Origin of the sequence: Microbacterium sp. TWP3-1-2b2 (genome assembly GCF_049896145.1) — a bacterium.
GTDB lineage: Bacteria > Actinomycetota > Actinomycetes > Actinomycetales > Microbacteriaceae > Microbacterium.
Window position 1 is genome coordinate 1,816,282 of the sequence record NZ_JAFCTS010000001.1, and the last position, 19,148, is coordinate 1,835,429.

Consider the following 19,148-nt stretch of genomic DNA (forward strand, 5'->3'; position numbering starts at 1 on the left):
CCGCGCGCCGCGCGTGCTCGTCGCGCGTGCCCGGGTTCACGACCTCCGGGAGATTCAGCGATGAAAGGTGTCGCTGGATGCCGCATCCGGGCCGTGGACGCGGCATCCAGTGACACCTCGTGAGAATGCGGCCGCGCTACCGCTCCCGCCGGGCCAAAGGGTGTCACTCAATGCCGCATCCGCCGCCACCAAGCGACCACCAGCGCCACCTCCCAGACCCAGCCGGGCCAAAGGGTGTCACTCAATGCCGCATCCACCGCCACCAAGCGACCACCAGCGCCACCTCACAGACCCACCCGAGCGGCCCGTCCCCTATCGCCGCAGCACGCGCTGCGCGAGCCAGTTGCCGAAGATCTGACCCACCTGCACGATCACGATGATGATCGCGACAGTGACCCAGGTCGCCTGCTGGTCGAACTGGTTGTAGCCGTAGATGATCGCGAAGTTTCCGAGTCCGCCGCCGCCGATGTATCCGGCCATGGCCGACATGTCGACCACCGCGATGAACATGAACGTGTATCCGAGGATCAGTGGCGCCAGCGCCTCGGGGATCACGACGCCGAACAGGATCGACAGCCGCTTGGCGCCGATCGCGAGGGCTGCCTCGACGACCCCTGGATCGACGGCCACGAGGTTCTGCTCCACCACACGCCCGATCACGACCGCAGCCATGATCGTCATCGGCACGATCGCGGCCTCCGTGCCGAGCGTCGTCCCAGCTACCAGCTTCGTCACGGGGCCCACAGCGGTGAGGAAGATGATGAACGGGATCGGCCGGATGACGTTGATCACCAGGTTCATCACATTGAAGACGACCCTGTTGCCGAACAGGTTGCCCGGACGTGTGGCGTACAGCACCGCGCCGATCAGCAGCCCGGCGACGCCGCCGATCACGAGCGTGACGGCGACCATGTAGATGGTCTCCTGGATCGACTGCAGCAGCACCGGCGTCAGCGAATCCCAGTTGGCGAGAGGATGGATGCCGCTCACGAGACCCCCTCCGATCCGGATGCCGCAACCCCGGAAGCCGAACCCCGCAGCACCGTCACCTTCGTGCGCGCGGACAGCTCCCCTACGGCCTCGGCGACAGCATCCGCCCCTGCCTGCAGTCGGTACGTGAGCGTGCCGAGCTGGCGGCCCCGGATGTCGGTGACCCCGCCGAAGACGACCGCATGCCGCACACCGTGCTTCTCGAAGACCTCATCGATGTTCTCGCTGGTGAACTCGTTGACGTCGACGCTCACGAGCGTCCCACCGCCCACGAGCAGAGCGTCGAGGGTGTCGCCAGACGGCACGCCCTGCGTCACAGCGGCGACGAAGCGCTCCGTGAGCTCCGCACGCGGATGCGCGAACACGCGGTAGGTGTCGCCGCTGTCGACCACACGACCGCCGTCCATCACGACGACCTGATCGCACAGCTCGTGCACGACCGAGATCTGGTGGGTGATGACGACGATCGTGATGCCGAGGCGACGGTTGATCTCCTTGAGCAGCGCGAGCACCTCGCCGGTGGTCTGCGGGTCAAGGGCGCTGGTGGCCTCATCCGCGAGCAGCAGCTCGGGATTCGCCGCGATAGCCCGCGCGATGCCGACGCGTTGCTTCTGCCCGCCGGAGAGCGCACGCGGGTACCTGCCCGCTTTGTCGCCGATGCCCACGAAATCGAGCAACTCGGCGACGCGAGGTTCGATGTCGGCGCGCTTCCAGCCTGCGACTTTCAACGGATATGCGACGTTGCCGCGCACCGTGCGCGAGTTGAAGAGGTTGAACTGCTGGAAGATCATGCCGATGCGTGACCGCAGCCCTCGCAGTTCCGTCTCAGAGGCACCTCCCACGTCGACGCCCAGGACATTGACGGTGCCGCCGGTGGGCTTCTCGAGCCCGTTGATCAGCCGGACGAGCGTGGATTTTCCCGCCCCGGAGTAGCCGATCACGCCGACGATCGAGCCGCGCTGTACTTCGAGGTCGACGTCTTCGAGGGCATCGACGACGGGCCCCCGCCGCGTTCCGGGGAACGCTTTGGAGACCCGCTCGAACGAGATGATGTCGGTCACTGCTGTGCGCGCAACTTGTCTTCGAGGCCGGTGAGCTCCTTCTGCAGGTCAGCGGCGGTCCAGTCACCCTTGAACTGCAGGTTGCCCTGGTTCAGCTCGGTGACGGCCTCTTCGACTTCGGTCGAGTGGTACGCCTCGATGAGCTTCTCCCAGCGCGGGTCGTCCTTGTTCTCGTCCTTGACGACGAAAGCGTTGATGTACGGCGCGAGCTCGGGGTTGTCGAGGTCTTCCTTGAAGATGATCAGGTCGTCGCCGAGCCCGCCCTTCTGGGCCTGGGTGTTGTTGACGATCGCGGCCTGGGCGCTGCCGTCCTTGAGCGCGGTCACGGTCTGGTTCGAGTCGACGGGCAGGATCTCGATCTTGCTGGAGGTGATGTCCGCTTCGGTCGAGAAGGCGTCGCCGCCGTCCTCGAGTTCGAGCAGTCCTGCACGCTGCAGGTTCAGCAGGGCGCGGGCGAGGTTTGTGGGGTTGTTCGGCAGCGCGACGGTCGCACCCTCCGGGATCTCCTCGACGCTCTTGTACTGCTCCGAGTACAGCGCGAGCGGGTACACCGCAGTCGCGCCGACGGGCACGAGCGTGCCGCCGCTGTTCACGTTGAAGTCGGAGAGGAAGATCAGGTGCTGGAACAGGTTCACGTCGAGCTCGCCGTCCTGCACGCCCTGGTTCAGCTGCACGGCGTCGGTGATCGTGCGCACCTCGAGCTCGATCCCCTCATCCGCCAGCTTGTCCTTGAGGATCGTCCAGTGCTGCTCGGTGCCGTCATCCGCACCGAGCACGATCTTGGTCTCGTCGGCGGCGTCGCCGCCGGTGTCGCCGCCTCCCGCGCACGCTGCCATCGACAGCGTCAGCGCGCCGGCTGCCAGCACGCCGATGGCGGAAAGGATCTTGTTCTTCGCACGGGAGTTGTTCACGAGAGAGAGTGAATCACGCGCCCCGCGCATCGCCGATTCGAACGGTAACGGCGCGTAACGCGCGCAGTCCGCCCCATACGCTGAGGACGTGACACTCAGCCAGCTGGAGGATGAGGCGCTCGACTTCGTGCGCGATCTCATCCGCATCGACAGCGTCAACACCGGCGACCTCCAGACGATCGGCGACGGCGAGACGCGAGCCGCACGGTTCGTGCAGACCCGGCTGGAAGAGGTCGGGCTCGAGACGTCTTTCGTCGAGCCTGTTCCGGGCCGCGGCAGTGTGATCGCCCGCCTTCGCGGCACGGATCCGGATGCCGGTGCGCTGATCGTGCACGCGCACCTCGATGTCGTGCCGGTGGATGCTGCGGACTGGACCCATCCGCCCTTCGGCGCCGAGATCTCAGACGGCCTGCTCTACGGCCGCGGCGCCGTCGACATGAAGAACTACGCGGGCGTCATCCTGGCGGTGGCGCGGCACCTCGTGCGTTCCGGCATCCGCCACAGGCGTGATCTGATCTTCGCCTTCCTCGCGGATGAGGAGAGCGGCGGAGTGTGGGGCGCGTCGTGGTTGGTCGACAACCGGCCGGAGCTGTTCGCGGGCGCGACAGAGGCGATCAGCGAGGTCGGCGGGTTCTCAGTGCCGCTCGTCGAGGGACGCCGCGCCTACCTGCTCGCGACGGCGGAGAAGGGCGTCGGCGGTCTCAGACTCACGGCACGCGGCGAAGCGGGGCATGCGTCGCGGCCGTTGCCGAGCGATCCGGTGCCGCAGTTGGCCAGCGCGGTCGCCAGGATCGGCGCGCATCGGTTCCCCGTCGTCCGCACACCGGCGCTGGCGCGCTTTCTGGAGGTGTTCGGCGAGGCGCGGGGCATCACGTTCAGCGACGAGAATCTGGATGCCGAGCTGGAGGACATCGGATTCGTCGGGCGTGTGATCGCCGCGGCGGCGCGGAACACGGCGGCGCCGACCGTGCTGCGCGCGGGCGACAAGAGCAACATCATCCCTGGCAGCGCAGAGGCGATCGTCGACTACCGGGCGCTGCCCGATGGCGAGGAGGAGCTGCTGTCCGAGGTCGCGCGTCTGTCCGGTGAGACCGTCGAGGTGCAACGACTTCGGTCGATGCATCCGGTCGCGTCGCCCGTCGACGGCCCGTTCGTCGACGCCATCTCCGCTGCTCTCACCGCCGAGGATCCCGACGGCGTCGTGGTGCCCTATCTGCTGCCGGCCTCAACCGACAACAAGCACTTCGCGCGCCTCGGCGTGCACGGGTACGGGTTCGTACCGCTGCGCGTACCGGACGATTTTGACGTCTACGGACAGTTCCACGCGGCGGACGAATGCGTCCCGGTGGAGAGTCTGTACTTCAGCGCCCGCGTGACCGCCGGGATCCTCGCGACGGCGTGACGTCGTTCGGCCCGCCGCATGAGGTGTCGCTACTTGCTGCATCCTGCGCCGCGACACGACCATCTGCGCCACCTTCCGCGCCGCAGGTCGGAAGCCACGGCGTGACCGATGCTAGCCCGCCAGCCCCGGCCACACGACATTGCCTGCATCGACGATCGGGCGGCCGTCGATCGCCAGCGTGCCTGGACCACCCGCGGCATCGACACGAAGATCTTTGACGATGTCCCAGTGCAGTGTCGACTCGTTGATACCGCCGCACTGCGGGTATGCACGCCCCAAGGCGATATGCACTGTGCCGAGAATCTTCTCGTCGATGAACAGATCCCCCGTCCACTGCTGAACTGTGCTGCTCAAGCCGATGCCCAGCTCGCCGACGCGGTGAGATCCCTCATCGGTGTCGATGAGAGCGCGAGCGACCTCGGCGCCGCGATCCGCGCGCACCTCGATCACGCGTCCGGCCTCGAATCGCAGGTAGAGATTCTCGAAAACTTCGCCTGCGAAGACAGTGATTCCGGGAAAGCTGATGTGCCCGTCCACTCGGTCGTCGACGGGCGCCGTGGCGACCTCTCCGTCCGGAAGATTGGCTTCTCCAGCGAACAGGGCCGCCGTGCGCCCTTCGATTCCGAGGCGCAGATCGGTGTCGGCCGAAGTGATGGTGACACTGGTACCGGCGTCGATCGCGTCGCACACCGACTGCCAGCGGGTCTTGGCTGCGTCCCAATCGTCCAGCGCTCCGGCGAAGAACTCATCGAGCAGCGATGCGGGAGACACTCCGATCTGCGCCGCCCATGCCGGCGTGGGGATACGCACGATCGCCCATCGCGTGTTCTGCCAGCGGAGCGTGGAGATTGCGCCTTTCGCCTGTCGTTGCGCAGCCAGGCGTTGCGGGAAGTCAGCGGGCCGTGCATCGTCCGACGGCTCCGGCCACAGCATCGAACGGAACGAGACGTGCACGGTCGACCACTTCATCGCCGCAGCTTCCACGGCAGGAGGCTCCGCGATCTGCTCGAGCGCGGAGTGGATGAGTTCTTCGGTGTCGGCCAACTCCGGCTGGTACACGGTCTGCACCATCGCACCGTGTCGCATCGCCACTCGGATCAGCGCATGCGCCGCCGGCAGCGCCGAGTCGTCGTTGACGAAGATGCTCACGCGATCGCCAGAAGCGACTTCCAGACGTTCGGCGAGGTGCTCGCCCAGATCGCCCCAGCGAGGGTCTGATGAGGCGTCGGTCATTTCGGGGTCTCCGTTTCGTCGGCAGCTCGCGGATCGGACAACGCGGAGACGATCTCACGCGTCGCGGTGTCAAGAAGTTCAAAGGCCGCAGCCTGGCGGGCGTAGAGATCGGCGAATTCCGCACGTGGAGCCACCGTCCTCTGCACGCTCACCCATGCGGAGATGCTCTGGACATCATCGAGGAAGCCAACGGCCATCGCCGCGAGCATCGCATCCCCGAAAGAGGCCCCGAGCCCGGGCACGGCTTCCTGCGTGAGTCCGGAGACGTCGCTGACGGCCTGCAGCCAGACGGCGTTCTTCGTGCCACCGCCGACAGCACGCACGCGTCGTGGTTCGAGGCCGTCATAACCGAACCGGCGCAGCACCCGACTCACCCCCTGGGCGATCGACTCGACGACGGCGCGCGCCATGTCGCCCCTGGTGTGCTGCATCGTGAGACCGACGAAGCTGCCCCTGGCCTGCGGATCGCCGCTCAGGTATGGCAGAGCAACCAGTCCGCGGGCACCCTGAGGAGATGATTCCGCCGCGACGGTGAGTGCGGAGTAGAGCTCATCGCTGCCACCGGAGTCCGCGTCGAGCAGGTTTGCGAACCACCGGGTGAAGCTGCCGGCAGTGGGGAGACTGGCCGCCACGAGATGGCTTCCAGGGAAGAGGAACGGCGCAGGCCAGAGGGTGTTCGAGGTGTGCGCGTGGTCAAGCACCTCGATGATGAAGTGCGACGACCCGTACATGATCATCATGTCGCCCGGTTCGGCGACTCCCGCGCTGAACGCTTCGGCGACGGCATCCGGCGCGCCGACCAGCACCGGTGTTCCGGCATCCAGCCCGGTTGCCGCTGCGGCATCGGAATGGATGTGGCCCGCGATCTCGCTGGACCATGCGAGCTCAGGCAGCTGCTCGCGTCGCAGCGCCGTCGGCGCACCGTCGAGATTCCACGTCATGACGCGACGATCATAGAACGGGTGGAAGTACGCGGCCGTGGCGTGATCCACACGCCATTGCCCCGTCAGCCGACCGACCACGAACGTCTGGCACGTGACGAAGCGGTGCGCACGCGCGAAGATGTCCGGCTCGTTCTGCTCGATCCAGAGGATCTTCGGACCGGCCGACTGCGAGCTGAGCGGCGTACCGGAACGCGCAAGGATCTCATCTTGCCCGAACGACTGATTCAACTGGTCGATCTGGTCCTGCGCTCTTGAGTCGACGGCGTACAGGATGGCATTGCGCAACGGCTCCCCCGCCGTGTCGATCGGAAGCACGCAGGGACCGATGCCGCTGACGGCGACGGCACGGACGGCCGAGGCATCGAGTCCAGAGCTCGAGAGCAGCGCTCGAGTGATCTCGACGAAGCCATCCCACCACACGCTGCGCGCATCGTGCTCGACCCGACCCTGACCGGGAGTCAGCACCGAATGCGGCCTGCGGTGCTGAGCGACGACGCGGCCGTCAGCGGCCACCAGAACACCCTTCGCCTCATAGGTGCCGATGTCGACGCCCATGACGACGGCGGCGGATGCCGAGTCTTCAGCCGCTTCGGCGTTCACGCAAGTCCTCCGTCTGACATGGTGCGCGGTGGCCGCCCGTGCGCGATAATCGCGCCGCGCCCCAAGCCCTCGGGCCGTCCGACCTCCGCACCGGCTTCCTCTGCGATCAGCGCGCCTGCGGCCCAGTCGTACACGAACAGATCCGTCTCGACGAACGAGGCGAAGACACCCTCCGCGACGAGGCACAGTGCATACGCCGCTGTTCCGAGGCTGCGCAAGTCGTCGTAGTCGCGCATGCGCTCGCGGATGTCATCGAGTTGGCGAATCCGCGCCTCTGGGTCGTACGACAGCCCGACTCCGAGCAATCGCGGCACCCCTGGTGCGGGGGTGGCGGTCAGCTCGACCGCCGTCCCGTCTGCGAAGAGCTTCTGTGCCCCGGCGCCAAGGGCCGCCGCGTATGTGATGGCGCTCGCAGAGACGTGGATCGCCCCGGCCAGCCATATCTCGCGAGTGGAGTCGAATACCGCCACTGACGTGCAGTGCAGCGTCAGGCCGTGGACGAAGTTGCTGGTGCCGTCGATGGGGTCGATGAACCACTCGAGCCCGGTACTGCCGGTTCCCGAATCCGGCAATTCCTCACCGACGATGCGGTCATCCGGGCGGACAGCGGAGAGATGCTCGCGGATGCGCAGTTCGACGGCGCGGTCCGCTTCGGTCACGACGTCGCCGGGGATCTCCTTCGCGATGGCGGTTCGCGGAGCAGATGCATGCGTCAGCGCCTCGCCGCCGAGCTGCGCGGCGGCGATCGCGAGCGTGCGGAGCTCCTGCGGTGTCGGAGTGCTCGTTGCCATGCTGACTACCCACTCTCTGTTAGAGATTCACGCGAACGATGCATGATCACTGTTAGGCAATCTCATCATACGGCGTCGCCAGGCGAGGGCAAGGAACGACCTCGCACCAAGCCAGAAGTGCACAGCGGCTTGCGGCTCGACGGCGGTCGCGGTTAGAAAACGGGACTGGACGACCGAGAGTGCGCCGTGCAAGACTGTCTGCATTGTGTGAACTATTCACATCCAATCGTTGAGGAGGACGCCAGTGGCCAAACCCGGTAACAGTCGAACTCAGCAGATCCGCGAGCGACTCCTCACCGAAGGCGAGATCGAGTTCAGCGTCCTGGCCGCCGAGTTCGGCGTCTCCGAGATGACCGTTCGACGCGACATCGACGTGCTCGAGGCCGAGGGCCTTGTGCGTAAGGTGATCGGCGGTGCGATCGCCCTCAGCAAGATCTCCGAGCCGACCTTCGAGGCCCGCTCGCATCTCGATGTCGCGAGCAAACAGCACATCGCCGAATACGCGGTCGCCCAGCTCTCCCCGCATGAGACTGTCGTCCTCGACAGCGGAAGCAGCGCCCTGGCCGTGGCACGCGCTGTGCGAGGACGTGAACTGGGACTCACCATCGTGACGCCGAGCCTGCTCGTCGCGACCGAGCTCCGATCCGAACCTGACACGACGATCCTCCTGACCGGGGGGCTGTTGCGACCTGGGGAGCTCAGCCTGATCGGGATCGAGGCGGTCGAGAGCTTCCGCCGCTACAACTGCGACACCTTCATCATGGGGGTCGCGGGCATCCACCCACGTCGAGGATTCACGGACTATCACCGAGATGAGAGCGCCGTGAAGCGCGCAGCGATCGAGGCGTCAGACCGGTTGATCGTGCTCGCCGATAAATCGAAGATCGGACGCGCTCAGCTCAGCAGCATAGCCCCGCTTTCTGCTGCCGAGTTGATCGTGACGGATGCGGCATCCGATTCCCCCGCGCTCAGCGCGGCCACCACCGCCGGCGTATCCGTCGTCAGCGTGACCGCGGCCGGAGGCGCCGACATGACCACGTGATGGCGCATCCGTTCTCCTGCTCTCCACCCACCTCCAAAGAAGAAGGGACACTCATGACCACCTGGCTCGATGATGTCTTCACCGCCCCCAAGCCGATCATCGCCATGCTGCACCTCGAGGCGCTGCCGGGCGACCCAGGGTACGACTCGAAAGCCGGCATCCGCGCCGTCGTCGACCGTGCGCGGGAAGAACTCGAGGCGCTCCAGACCGGCGGCGTCGACGGCATCATGATCTCCAACGAGTTCAGCCTTCCCTACCTCACCAAGACCGAGCCAATCACTGCGATCTCGATGGCTCGCATCATCGGCGAGCTGCTGCCCGAGCTTTCGACCCCATACGGGGTGAACGTTCTGTGGGACGGCCAGGCGTCGATCGATCTCGCCCTGGCGACCGGCGCACAATGGGTGCGCGAGATCTTCACCGGGGTCTATGCCTCCGACTTCGGCCTGTGGAACACCAACGTCGGCGAGATCGCGCGCTACCGTCAGCGAATCGGTGCGGGAGACGTGAAGATGCTGTTCAACATCGTTCCGGAATCGGCGGCGTACCTCGCCGAACGTGATCTGCGCTCGATTGCGCAGAGCACCGTGTTCGTCGCATCCCCTGACGCGCTGTGCGTCTCGGGTCTGACCGCAGGAGCCCCGACCGACACGCAGGCGCTGCGCGTCGTCAAGGATGTCGCCGGTGACACTCCCGTGTTCGTGAACACCGGAGTGCGCCCGTCGAACGTCGCCGAGCAGCTCTCGGTTGCCGACGGCGCCGTCATGGGCACGTTCTTCAAGGAAGACGGCAAGTTCGAGAACCGCGCAAAGGTCGAGCGTGTGCATGAGCTCATGAGCGCCGTGAAGGACTTCAGGAACACCCTCTGATGCGGAACGAGATGAGGGCCGAAGCGGTGATTGCCCCGGCCCTCATCTCGGCCGACGAACGTCAGCAGCAGATACTTTACGCACCTATTTCGAGTCGACGCCCGCGATCTTCCACGACTCGACGAACCGCTGCAGTGCCGTGGCACCAGGGTCTGCCATGCCGATGCTGCGCTCTTGCAGCCACGAAGCGCGTCCGCGTCGAGATTGGAGGTCCTTGGTGTTCTCCACCGCTGCTGCTGCAGCGGTGATCGCAGCGGCAAGGGCCTCGTCGGCATCGGTCTGGTCGACGAGGGCGTCCGCGACGGCTGCGAGGCCGTCGAGGATCGTCTTGTCACCGATCTGCGTCTTGCCGCGCTGAGCGATGCTGGTCGCGGCAGCGGCGGCGAAAGCCTGCGCATCGGCGATGGTCACGTCCGTGACGTCTGCCCACACCCGTGATCCGGCAAGGAGCGCACCGGCCACCAACGCCGCCATGGTCGATGGGTTCGCGTTGGCGAAGGCCTTTGCGCTCGCCCTGGCGATATCGACAGGGGTGGAGTCTGCCGGCAGCTGTTCCAGCGCGGCGATCACTGCGGCGGAGCCCGCCGAGATCGTGATGCCGAGATCGCCGTCGCCCAGGGCCTGGTCCAGATCTCGCAGCTCGTCCGCCGAGTCGATCAGCACTGCGAGGCTGCCGCGGATGCGGTCGTTCAGTTGTTCGGCTTCCATTTTCAACCCTCCTGGAAGAACGGCGACTTCGCGGGCGCCTCAAGCAGCGCAAGGCGCTCATCGTTCAGTTCGAGCAGCGAGATCGACGCGCCGGCCATCTCGAGGCTCGTCGCGTACTCGCCGACGTAGTTCTTGACGATCTCGATGCCGGACTCCGCGAGGATCTGGTGGGTCCGGCGGTACAGCACATAGAGCTCTTCCAACGGGGTCGCTCCGAGACCGTTGACCATGACGGCCACGCGAGCGCCGGACTTCAGATCGAGGTCGGTGACGAGCGCCTCGACCACGTGATCTGCGATCTCATCCGCGGTCTCAAGCGGCCCGCGACGGCTGCCGGGCTCCCCATGGATGCCGATCCCGATCTCCATCTCGCCATCATCGAGTTCGAAACTCGGCCGGCCGGTGGTCGGAAGGATCGTCGGCGCGAGCCCGATCCCCATCGTCGCGGTGTGTTCGACGACATCCTCGGTGATCGCTGCGACCTCCTCGAGGGAATCGCCACGCTCGGCGGCGGCACCCGCCGCCTTGTAGGCGAAGATGATTCCCGCGACGCCACGCCGGTCGAGCTTGCGCTCCCTTGGTTGGCTGGCCACGTCATCACGGCCGAGGACCGTGCGGGTGGGGATGTCATCGAGGTCGGCGAGATCAGCCGCTAGATCGAAGTTGAGCACGTCGCCGCCGTAATTGCCGTACAGGTACAGGACTCCGGCGCCGCCGTCGACTGCCTTCGTGGCCTCGAAGATCTGATCGGAGCTCGGCGAGCTGAAGACATTCCCGATGGCGACCGCTGAGCAGAGTCCGGTCCCGACGTATCCCTTGAAGAGAGGCAGATGGCCGGAGCCGCCGCCGGTCACGATTCCGACGTGCCCCTGACGCGGTGCATCCGCACGGGCGAGCACTCGCAGATCGTCACCGGGCGTCTTCACGAGGTCGGGATGTGCGAGGAGGATTCCTTCGACGAACTCGTCGACGAACGCCTCCGGTGCATTGATGATCTTCTTCACGGCCGTGTGCCGTCCTTTCCTCGTTTCGCGGTGGCGATCGCCACCGTCTCGCTGGACGACCCTGGCGAAGCCCGCCGTCGGCGACGGAATCTGAGCTGGTCGAAGATCATCACCGCTATCAGCAGCACGCCTTGAGCGATGGCGTACTCGTATGCCGAGAGCCGCAGCGCCGTGAACCCGCTGGATACGACCTGCAGGGTGAGAGTTGCCAGCACCACGCCGGTCACGGTGGCGAAACCGCCGTTCGGGTTGGTCCCGCCGAGAACCGCGATGACGATGGCCAGCAGCACGTAGCTCGAGCCGTAATCGGCGCTGGCCGACGGGTTCCGCGAGAGGAAGACCAATCCGGCGATCCCGCCGAGCATCCCGCTGATGATGTACGTGAGCATCAACGTGCGGCGCGCGCTGATACCGGAGTATCGCGCGGCGACCGGGTTGGCCCCCTGCAGCTGGATCTTCCGTCCGATCGGAGTCCGATCGACCACGATGGCCAGCAGCACCGCGACGATCAGCAGGATCAGGAACAGCACGGGGATCCCGATGACCGTCGCCTTGCCGATCATCTGCAGCGCAGAAGGCGCTCCCGAGATCGTCAGCCCGCCCGTCCACACCAGTGCGAGCCCGTTGAACAGCTGCATGGTACCGAGTGTGGTCAGGATCGGCGTAATTCCGACCACACTGATCAGCACGCCGTTCACCGCGCCGAGAAGGGCTCCCATCACCACGCCGGCGAGGATGATGAGCCCCGAAAGCGACTCGGCCGTCTGTGCGCCGGCGCCGACCGAGATCGCCGTGTACAGCGAAGACACCGTGATCGCAGACACATTCGCGATCGCGACGATCGACAGGTCGATTCCGCCGGTGAGCATCGCGAGCATCATGGCCAGGCCGATCAGGCCGATCTCGGGAGCGGCGACCCCGATGTTCTGAAGGTTCACCGGGTTGAGGAACACCCGTGGATTCATGATCGCGAAGAACGCGAACGTGATCACCAGCAGCAGCACCATGCGACCGGCGCCGCGTGGCACCTGGATGCGGGAGATGATGCCGGCGAAGCCGTCATCGAGTTTCTGATTGGCGTCACGCAGGCCGTTCAGGTCGTTGCCGCTCATGCCTTGCTCCCCTCCTCCTCGACCAGGACGGGTTGCCGCCTGGATCGCATCGCCGCCAGCGCCTGGATCGAGACGCCGACGATCAGCAGGATGCCGACTGCGGCACGCTGCCAGGTGCTGGGCACACCGACCAGGACCAGATTGTTGTTGATGAGCTGAACCAGTACGACGCCCAGCACCGTGCCGAACACCGATCCACGACCGCCGAAGATCGACGCGCCACCGAGGACCACGGCGGCGATGATGTCCAGTTCCGTGCCCACCAATGTCTGAGGGTTGGCATTCTTTCCGAGGATGACGAAGATCACGCCGCCGAACGCCGCGAGCGCTCCCACGAGCACGTACAGGATGACCTGCGTGCGAACGACCTTGATGCCGACGCGTCGCGCCGCCTCAGCGTCTCCACCGATCGCGAAGATGCTTCGGCCGAACGTCGTGTACTTAAGCATCCACCAGATCACGACGACGATCATGACGACGGGAACGAGCATCCCGTGCAGGTAACCGGCTCCCGGAACGTCGAGGAGATGCGCATCTCCTGCCTGGGCGACACTGTCGGGCAGTTTTGCGGCCGAGATGTACGTGGATCCGATGTATGTCAGCAGGATGCCCTTGATGATGCCCTGAGTACCCAGGGTCACGATCAGCGTAGGCAGCCGGAACCGCGCGATCACCACGCCGTTGAGTAGGCCCCAGAGCGCGCCGATCACGATGGCGATGGCGAAGATGCCGACGATGGTGGGGTCGAAGCTGGCCTCCGAGGACCATGCGACCGTCGTATAGGCCGCGAAGATCGCGATGGCGGGAAAGGAGACGTCGATCCCGCCGGAGATCATGACCAGCAGAACACCGAGCGCGAATACCAGGGGGACCAGGGAGCTGCGCGCAAGGCTGAAGAATGTGCCGGGGGTGAAGAACGCCGGGCTGGCGAAGGCCATGAGCACGATCACCACGATGATCACGGCCAGCAGCACGCCCTCGTTGTTCGCGCCGCGCAGACGTCGCAATATCTTCATCAGGCGGTCATCCTCATCTGAATGGTGTCGACGTCGATCTCATCGCCGGCTATCTCCGCGACGATGCGGCCGGCGCGAACGATCAGCACACGGTGGCAGCTCGTGACCAGCTCGGGGATGTCATCCGAGATCACGATGATTCCCATCCCCTCGGCTGCCTGTTCGCGAAGGATCGCAAAGATCTCTTCCTTGGAGCCGATATCGACCCCGACGGTGGGACCGTTCAGCATCAGAACCGACGGTTTGCGATCGAGCCATTTCGCGATCACGACGCGTTGCGCGTTTCCTCCGGAGAGACTTCGCACAGGTGCCTGCACATTGGGCGCCTTGATCCGCAGACGCGCGAACAGGTCGGCCATGGAGCGCGCGATGCGCCTGCGGTCGAGCACCAGCGCTCTGCTGCGGTACTTGTCGAGCGACGAGGCGACCATGTTGTCGGCGATCGACTTCTCCAAGAACAGGCCTTGCGTGAGGCGATCCTCCGGGACATACCCGATGCCCGCCTTCACTGCATCCGCAATGGAGCGGATGCGGCCCTCGCGCCCGTTGATGACGATAGTACCCGTGTCGGCCGGCGCGACTCCGAACAGCGCTTCAGCGATCTCGCTGCGCCCGGATCCGAGCAGACCTGTGATGCCCAGGATCTCGCCGGAGGCGAGACTGAAGCTCGCGTCGCTGAATGCTCCCTCGCGACCGAGACCCTCGACCACGAGCAGGGGTTTTTGATCTGGAGAGAGATCATCCACGAGACGCTCTTCGCTGACCTCGCGTCCGGTCATCGCCTTCGCGATGGAACGCGCGGTGAAATCGACGGCCGCGCCGGATTCCACCACCGCGCCGTTGCGCACGACCGTGACGTGCTGAGAGATGGCGAGCACTTCATCGAGCTTGTGGCTCACGAACACGACGGCCACGCCGCGCTCCTGCAGGCGCCTGACGATCGTGAAGAGCCGCTGAACCTCCGAGTGGGTGAGAGCCGTGGTCGGCTCATCCATGATCAGCACGCGGGCCTCACCGACCAGTGCGCGGCAGATCGCGATCAACTGCCGGTCGGCAACAGACAGATCTGCGACATCGGCGTCGAGGTCGATCCGCAGTCCGAGGTCGGTGACGATCGCCTCAGCCGCGGCACGGATGCGCTTGCGCGACGAGATCTTGCGCCGGTCGGCCAATTCACTCAGCATGGCGATGTTCTCGGCCGCCGTGAGATTGGGGAAGAGCGAGAAGTCCTGGTAGATGACCTGGATGCCGGCGCGGATCGCACTGCTCGGCGTCGTGTGCGGGTGGGACTCGCCGTCGATGACGATCTCTCCGGAATCCGGGCGCTCGACACCGCTGATGATCTTGATGAGAGTGGACTTTCCGCTGCCGTTCTCACCGGCGAGGCAGTGGACTTCGCCCGACACGAGAGACAGCGAGACGCCGTCGAGCGCGCGGACGCCACCGTAGGTCTTGATGATGTTGCGAACCTGCAGCACTGGTTGGGAGGATGTCATGAGGTCGATTACTCCTTCGTGGCACTGCGCGGGAGCGTGCAGTCAGCACACCCCCGCGCAGTGATCGGGATCCTCCGGATCAGAAGTCGTACTCGTCCACATTGGACGAGTCGACAGCCAGGCCTGCATCGCCGGCGAAGACGTTGTCATAGCCTTCGAGCTTGACGAGAGACTCGTATCCGGGAACGCCGAGATCGGTGCCCTCCTCGATGGTCCCGCCGTCTACGAGGATTTGAGCGATCGCCAGTTGTGCCTTTCCGGCCATCGCCGGGTCCCAGAAGAAGATCTTGTCGATCGCCCCGGATTCGAAGTAGCTGCTGGCGACCGAAGGAATCGAGGTTCCCATGACGCAGACGCTGTCAGCCTTGCCCGCTTCTTCGACAGCGCGGGCGATGCCGACGACGTCCGTACCGGCTGAACCTTGGAAACCCTTGATGTCCGGGTACTTGGCGAGCAGCTCCTTGGCCTTGTTGTAGGCGACTTCCTCGTTCTCCTCGGACTCGATGGGGTCCTCGAGACGCGTCATGTCGGCGAAGTTGGTCGTCTGGTTCTCCAGCGCGCCGTCGACCCACTCACTGTGCGAACCGTTGGTCAGACGGCCGACGAACTGCACGTAGCCGCCTTCCTCGGACATGCACTCGGCGAGGTTGTCCATGATCTGGGCGCCATAGGCGCGGTTCTCGAAGCCCTCGATGTCGATGTCGACGTTCTCGATGCCGGCAGCCTCATGCGCGACGACGACGATGCCGGCCTCCTTGGCGTCCGCCAGGACGCTGGCAACGCCCGCGACGTCGTTGGGGACGACCGTGATGGCAGCCGGCTCCTGAGCGATCAGGTTCTGGATGATGTCGACCTGGCCCTCGTTGGTGGCCTCAGCCGGGCCTTCCTGGCGGGCATCGATACCGGTCTCCTCGGCCCATTCGTCGACGCCGACCTCCATACGGTCGAACCACCCGATGCCCGTGGCCTTGACCACAGTGACGTACGCACCTTCGGCCGAAGTGCCGCCATCAGAGGTCCCTCCGTCACCGGAATCGGTGCCGGCGGTGGTTCCGCAACCTGCGAGAGCTAATACAGCGGCTCCCGCGAGTAGGGCGAATGCAGGACGATTGCGCTTCATGCTCACTCCTTCGTGACGGCCCGGGTCTGTGTGGTGCAAGGTTCCGAGCTCTCGGGTTTTTCTTGAACTTAGCGCGGCTCTGCGCACGCGTCAATCGATATCGCGCATTTCATGCGCGATATCGCGCAATCAGATCGGCACTAGCGCGCAGTACGCGCGCTAGACTCGTGCGAAAGGCAGGGAGAGGACCTCGCAATGTCGCGTCAGGCTCGCATCGTGGAACTACTGGTGGAGCAGGGATTCCAATCGGTCACCACGATGTCCGATGCTTTCGGCGTCACCCGCTCGACGATCCGTCGGGACCTTCAGGTCCTTGAGGATCGTGACCTGGTCCAGCGCACGCACGGCGGCGCTGTCCCGGTCCGCCAGACGGTGACGCCCAACGATCTCAAAGGCACGCTGCATCGGCGCGAGAAGGTCGCGATAGGAAAGGCCATGGCCGACCGCATCCTCGATGGTCAGACAGTGCTGCTCGACAGCGGCACCACGACGCTCGAGGTGGCGAAGCACCTGTCCAGTTCTCGCAACACCATCGTCACGAACGACCTTAAGATCGGCATGGTCATCGCAGAACGTCAGAGCGCTCATCTGATCTTCATCGGCGGAGAACTGCTCCCGACGGATATCTCGATGTGGGGACCGACTTCGGTGCAGCAGGTGCAGAATCTGCGTGTCAACGTGGCGATCTTCGGGTCCGACACCGTTATGGAGGACGGGCTCTACAACACGTCCAGTTACGAGATCGAGCTGAAGCGGTCGATGCTGTCGGTTGCTTCCGAGGCATTCTTCGTCGCCGACAGTTCGAAGTTCGGACGCGAGGGCGTGTTCAAGTGCTTCGACCTTGAGCCGTTCACCGCCGGTATCACTGATTCACGCCTTGATCCCATGCGAGCGGCGCACTTCCCCCTTCCGCTGATCCGCGCCGAGGTGTAGAGCCGAGGTGTAGATGTGATCCGGGGTCGATCGTGGCTCACGCGCTTTCGCGGCCCAGCATCCCGTCGGAGTTGTCCGCGACCCAGGCGACCAACGGCAGCATGCGCTCCATGAGGTCGACACCGAGCGGAGTCAGGCTGTACTCGACGTGCGGAGGAACCGTGGGAAACGACTCCCGGTGCACAAGGCCGTCGGCGGCGAGTGTGCGCAGAGTCGAGGCGAGCATCTTCTCGCTGATGCCGTCGACCTCGCGTCGAAGCTCGCCCCAGCGGCGGGTTCCGTCCGAGAGGCTGGACAGCACGAGCACTCCCCATTTGCTCATGATGTGATCGAGAACGACCCGCGTGCTGCAGCCGTCTTCGAAGACGTTCGGAATGCTCTCCTTGATCTGCGCAAAACTAACGTTCATGTAGGTATCTTACTTCAAAGTGGGTACCCACCGATCGGAATGTCTCCGCCCGCCGCGGGTTGTCACCGAGGACCGATTCCTCGAAAGGACACTCATGACCATTCTCATCACCGGTGCGACCGGACAGCTCGGCCGCCTCGTCATCGACAGTCTTCTCACTCGCGGCGCTGATCCGAAGTCGATCGTCGCGGGCGCCCGCGACCTTTCGAAGGCGGCAGACCTCGCTGATCGCGGCATCCGCGTCGTGAGCTTGGACTATGACGACGCGGCATCCGTCGACGCTGCGTTCGATGGCGTCGACTCCGTACTGCTCGTCTCGGGCTCCGAGGTCGGAAAGCGCACGGCTCAGCACAAGGCGGTCGTGGATGCGGCGAAGGCAGCCGGCGTCTCCAAGCTCGTCTACACGAGCGCACCCAAGGCCACGACGAGCGACCTGGTTCTCGCACCGGAGCACAAGGCGACGGAGGAGCTGATCGTTGCGTCCGGCGTGCCCGCCGTCGTCCTCCGCAACAACTGGTACACCGAGAACTACGCGGGCAGCATGGCGCACGCGGCCGCGTCCGGCGTGCTCTCCGCGAGCGTCGGAGAAGGCAAGGTCGCATCCGCGAGCCGGCGTGACTTCGCGGATGCCGCGGCGGTGGTTCTTCTCGAGGACGGCCACATCGGCGAGGTGTACGAGCTCGGTGGCGACGTCGCATGGGACTTCTCAGAGCTCGCCGCCACGATCGCTGAGATCGCCGACCGTCCGGTGGAGTACCAGGCACTGTCGTCCGAGGAGCATGCGGCGTACCTGACCGCTGCCGGCCTGGACGAGGGAACGATCGGATTCCTCACGGCACTGGATGCCGGCATCCGCGAGGGCGCTCTCGCCGACACCGACGGTACCCTCGCTCGTCTCATCGGGCGTCCGACGACGCCTCTCGCCGAGGGGCTGCGCGCGGCTGTCTGACGCGCCGATCCGCGTTCAGGTCGCCTCTGACCTGGACGCGGGCCTGGCTCGCGGGCCACGTCACCTCTCGACGAGGATGCCGTCCTCATCGCTGTACAGGTGCGCGCCGACCCGGAAGGTCACTCCCCCGAACGAGACCTCGACGTCGATCTCGCCGGCGCCGAGCTTGGCACTCTTGCGAGGGTTGGTACCGAGCGCCTTCACGCCTAGTGCCAGATCATTGATCGCGACGCTGTCGCGGATCGCACCGTTGATGACGACTCCTGCCCACCCGTGGGCGACGGCGGATTCGGCGATCATGTCGCCCATCAGCGCGGTCTGCAGCGATCCGCCGCCATCGACCACGAGCACCGCACCATCGCCGGGCGTCGCGAGCAGCGTCTTCACGAGGGCGTTGTCCTCGACGCAACGGATCGTGCGGATGGGGCCGTCGAACGCGGCACGATCGCCGAAGCTGCGGAACTGGACCGACAGGGACTGGAGTTCTTCTCCGAACTCGTCATAGAGATCGGCGGTGGCTCTGGTCATGCTGTCATCCTGACACGGCGTGATCGAGCC

General features: G+C 65.3%; 19 protein-coding genes. 5 read left to right on the forward strand and 14 right to left on the reverse strand.

What is annotated here, in order from left to right:
* Nucleotides 1–312: 312 nt before the first annotated feature.
* The 3 genes from ACP7AR_RS08935 to ACP7AR_RS08945 all read right to left on the reverse strand — a co-directional run bounded on the left by ACP7AR_RS08935 (nucleotide 313) and on the right by ACP7AR_RS08945 (nucleotide 2,962).
* Nucleotides 313–912, reverse strand: coding sequence for a methionine ABC transporter permease (locus tag ACP7AR_RS08935; RefSeq protein ID WP_426187698.1), 600 nt, complete (start codon nucleotides 910–912; stop codon nucleotides 313–315).
* Between the two features lie 74 nt (nucleotides 913–986).
* Complete coding sequence (locus ACP7AR_RS08940; RefSeq protein ID WP_426184861.1) at nucleotides 987–2,051, reverse strand: methionine ABC transporter ATP-binding protein; 1,065 nt, start codon at nucleotides 2,049–2,051, stop codon at nucleotides 987–989.
* Nucleotides 2,048–2,962, reverse strand: a complete 915-nt coding sequence (locus ACP7AR_RS08945; RefSeq protein WP_426184863.1) for a MetQ/NlpA family ABC transporter substrate-binding protein — start codon at nucleotides 2,960–2,962, stop codon at nucleotides 2,048–2,050. Before ACP7AR_RS08945 ends, ACP7AR_RS08940 begins: the two co-directional genes overlap by 4 nt.
* Before the next feature lie 88 nt (nucleotides 2,963–3,050).
* Here ACP7AR_RS08945 and ACP7AR_RS08950 point away from each other — a divergent pair, with 88 nt between their 5' ends.
* Entirely contained in the window at nucleotides 3,051–4,364 is a 1,314-nt protein-coding gene (locus ACP7AR_RS08950) for a M20/M25/M40 family metallo-hydrolase (RefSeq protein WP_426184865.1), read from the forward strand.
* A 111-nt stretch (nucleotides 4,365–4,475) separates the two neighbouring features.
* Here the strand turns inward: ACP7AR_RS08950 and ACP7AR_RS08955 are convergent, their stop codons facing one another.
* The 3 genes from ACP7AR_RS08955 to ACP7AR_RS08965 are packed head-to-tail and all read right to left on the reverse strand — an operon-like array spanning nucleotide 4,476 to nucleotide 7,932.
* Nucleotides 4,476–5,597 carry an aminopeptidase gene (locus ACP7AR_RS08955; protein ID WP_426184867.1) on the reverse strand — a complete coding sequence of 374 codons (1,122 nt, stop codon included), beginning with the start codon at nucleotides 5,595–5,597 and terminating at the stop codon, nucleotides 4,476–4,478.
* Nucleotides 5,594–7,141 carry an FGGY-family carbohydrate kinase gene (locus ACP7AR_RS08960; RefSeq protein WP_426184869.1) on the reverse strand — a complete coding sequence of 516 codons (1,548 nt, stop codon included), beginning with the start codon at nucleotides 7,139–7,141 and terminating at the stop codon, nucleotides 5,594–5,596. The genes ACP7AR_RS08955 and ACP7AR_RS08960 overlap by 4 nt, the downstream gene beginning before the upstream one ends.
* Entirely contained in the window at nucleotides 7,138–7,932 is a 795-nt protein-coding gene (locus ACP7AR_RS08965) for an inositol monophosphatase family protein (protein WP_426184871.1), read from the reverse strand. The genes ACP7AR_RS08960 and ACP7AR_RS08965 overlap by 4 nt, the downstream gene beginning before the upstream one ends.
* 244 nt (nucleotides 7,933–8,176) lie before the next feature.
* Here ACP7AR_RS08965 and ACP7AR_RS08970 point away from each other — a divergent pair, with 244 nt between their 5' ends.
* Nucleotides 8,177–8,974, forward strand: a complete 798-nt coding sequence (locus ACP7AR_RS08970; protein ID WP_426184873.1) for a DeoR/GlpR family DNA-binding transcription regulator — start codon at nucleotides 8,177–8,179, stop codon at nucleotides 8,972–8,974.
* Between the two features lie 53 nt (nucleotides 8,975–9,027).
* Nucleotides 9,028–9,843 (forward strand): BtpA/SgcQ family protein, encoded by an 816-nt coding sequence (locus ACP7AR_RS08975; protein ID WP_426184875.1) that lies wholly within the window; start codon nucleotides 9,028–9,030, stop codon nucleotides 9,841–9,843.
* A gap of 84 nt (nucleotides 9,844–9,927) precedes the next feature.
* On the opposite strand, the gene ACP7AR_RS08980 is transcribed toward ACP7AR_RS08975, so the two are convergent.
* The 6 genes from ACP7AR_RS08980 to ACP7AR_RS09005 form a co-directional block, all read right to left on the reverse strand.
* Complete coding sequence (locus ACP7AR_RS08980; protein ID WP_426184877.1) at nucleotides 9,928–10,551, reverse strand: DAK2 domain-containing protein; 624 nt, start codon at nucleotides 10,549–10,551, stop codon at nucleotides 9,928–9,930.
* 2 nt (nucleotides 10,552–10,553) lie between these two features.
* On the reverse strand, nucleotides 10,554–11,555 hold the full coding sequence (locus ACP7AR_RS08985; protein WP_426184878.1) for a dihydroxyacetone kinase subunit DhaK: 1,002 nt from the start codon (nucleotides 11,553–11,555) through the stop codon (nucleotides 10,554–10,556).
* Nucleotides 11,552–12,667 (reverse strand): ABC transporter permease, encoded by a 1,116-nt coding sequence (locus ACP7AR_RS08990; RefSeq protein ID WP_426184880.1) that lies wholly within the window; start codon nucleotides 12,665–12,667, stop codon nucleotides 11,552–11,554. Before ACP7AR_RS08990 ends, ACP7AR_RS08985 begins: the two co-directional genes overlap by 4 nt.
* Nucleotides 12,664–13,683, reverse strand: coding sequence for an ABC transporter permease (locus tag ACP7AR_RS08995; RefSeq protein ID WP_426184882.1), 1,020 nt, complete (start codon nucleotides 13,681–13,683; stop codon nucleotides 12,664–12,666). Before ACP7AR_RS08995 ends, ACP7AR_RS08990 begins: the two co-directional genes overlap by 4 nt.
* A complete protein-coding gene (locus ACP7AR_RS09000) occupies nucleotides 13,683–15,179 on the reverse strand; it encodes a sugar ABC transporter ATP-binding protein (protein WP_426184884.1) in 1,497 nt (498 codons plus the stop codon). Before ACP7AR_RS09000 ends, ACP7AR_RS08995 begins: the two co-directional genes overlap by 1 nt.
* 79 nt (nucleotides 15,180–15,258) lie before the next feature.
* Entirely contained in the window at nucleotides 15,259–16,299 is a 1,041-nt protein-coding gene (locus ACP7AR_RS09005; RefSeq protein ID WP_426184886.1) for a substrate-binding domain-containing protein, read from the reverse strand.
* Nucleotides 16,300–16,494: 195 nt separating this feature from the next.
* Here ACP7AR_RS09005 and ACP7AR_RS09010 point away from each other — a divergent pair, with 195 nt between their 5' ends.
* Nucleotides 16,495–17,232 carry a DeoR/GlpR family DNA-binding transcription regulator gene (locus tag ACP7AR_RS09010; RefSeq protein ID WP_426184888.1) on the forward strand — a complete coding sequence of 246 codons (738 nt, stop codon included), beginning with the start codon at nucleotides 16,495–16,497 and terminating at the stop codon, nucleotides 17,230–17,232.
* 37 nt (nucleotides 17,233–17,269) lie between these two features.
* On the opposite strand, the gene ACP7AR_RS09015 is transcribed toward ACP7AR_RS09010, so the two are convergent.
* Entirely contained in the window at nucleotides 17,270–17,641 is a 372-nt protein-coding gene (locus ACP7AR_RS09015) for a winged helix-turn-helix transcriptional regulator (protein ID WP_426184890.1), read from the reverse strand.
* A 94-nt stretch (nucleotides 17,642–17,735) separates the two neighbouring features.
* Here ACP7AR_RS09015 and ACP7AR_RS09020 point away from each other — a divergent pair, with 94 nt between their 5' ends.
* Nucleotides 17,736–18,590 carry an SDR family oxidoreductase gene (locus tag ACP7AR_RS09020; protein ID WP_426184892.1) on the forward strand — a complete coding sequence of 285 codons (855 nt, stop codon included), beginning with the start codon at nucleotides 17,736–17,738 and terminating at the stop codon, nucleotides 18,588–18,590.
* 60 nt (nucleotides 18,591–18,650) lie between these two features.
* Here the strand turns inward: ACP7AR_RS09020 and rraA are convergent, their stop codons facing one another.
* Nucleotides 18,651–19,118: a ribonuclease E activity regulator RraA gene (gene rraA / locus ACP7AR_RS09025; RefSeq protein ID WP_426184894.1), complete on the reverse strand. Its 468-nt coding sequence runs from the start codon at nucleotides 19,116–19,118 to the stop codon at nucleotides 18,651–18,653.
* Nucleotides 19,119–19,148: the final 30 nt, after the last annotated feature.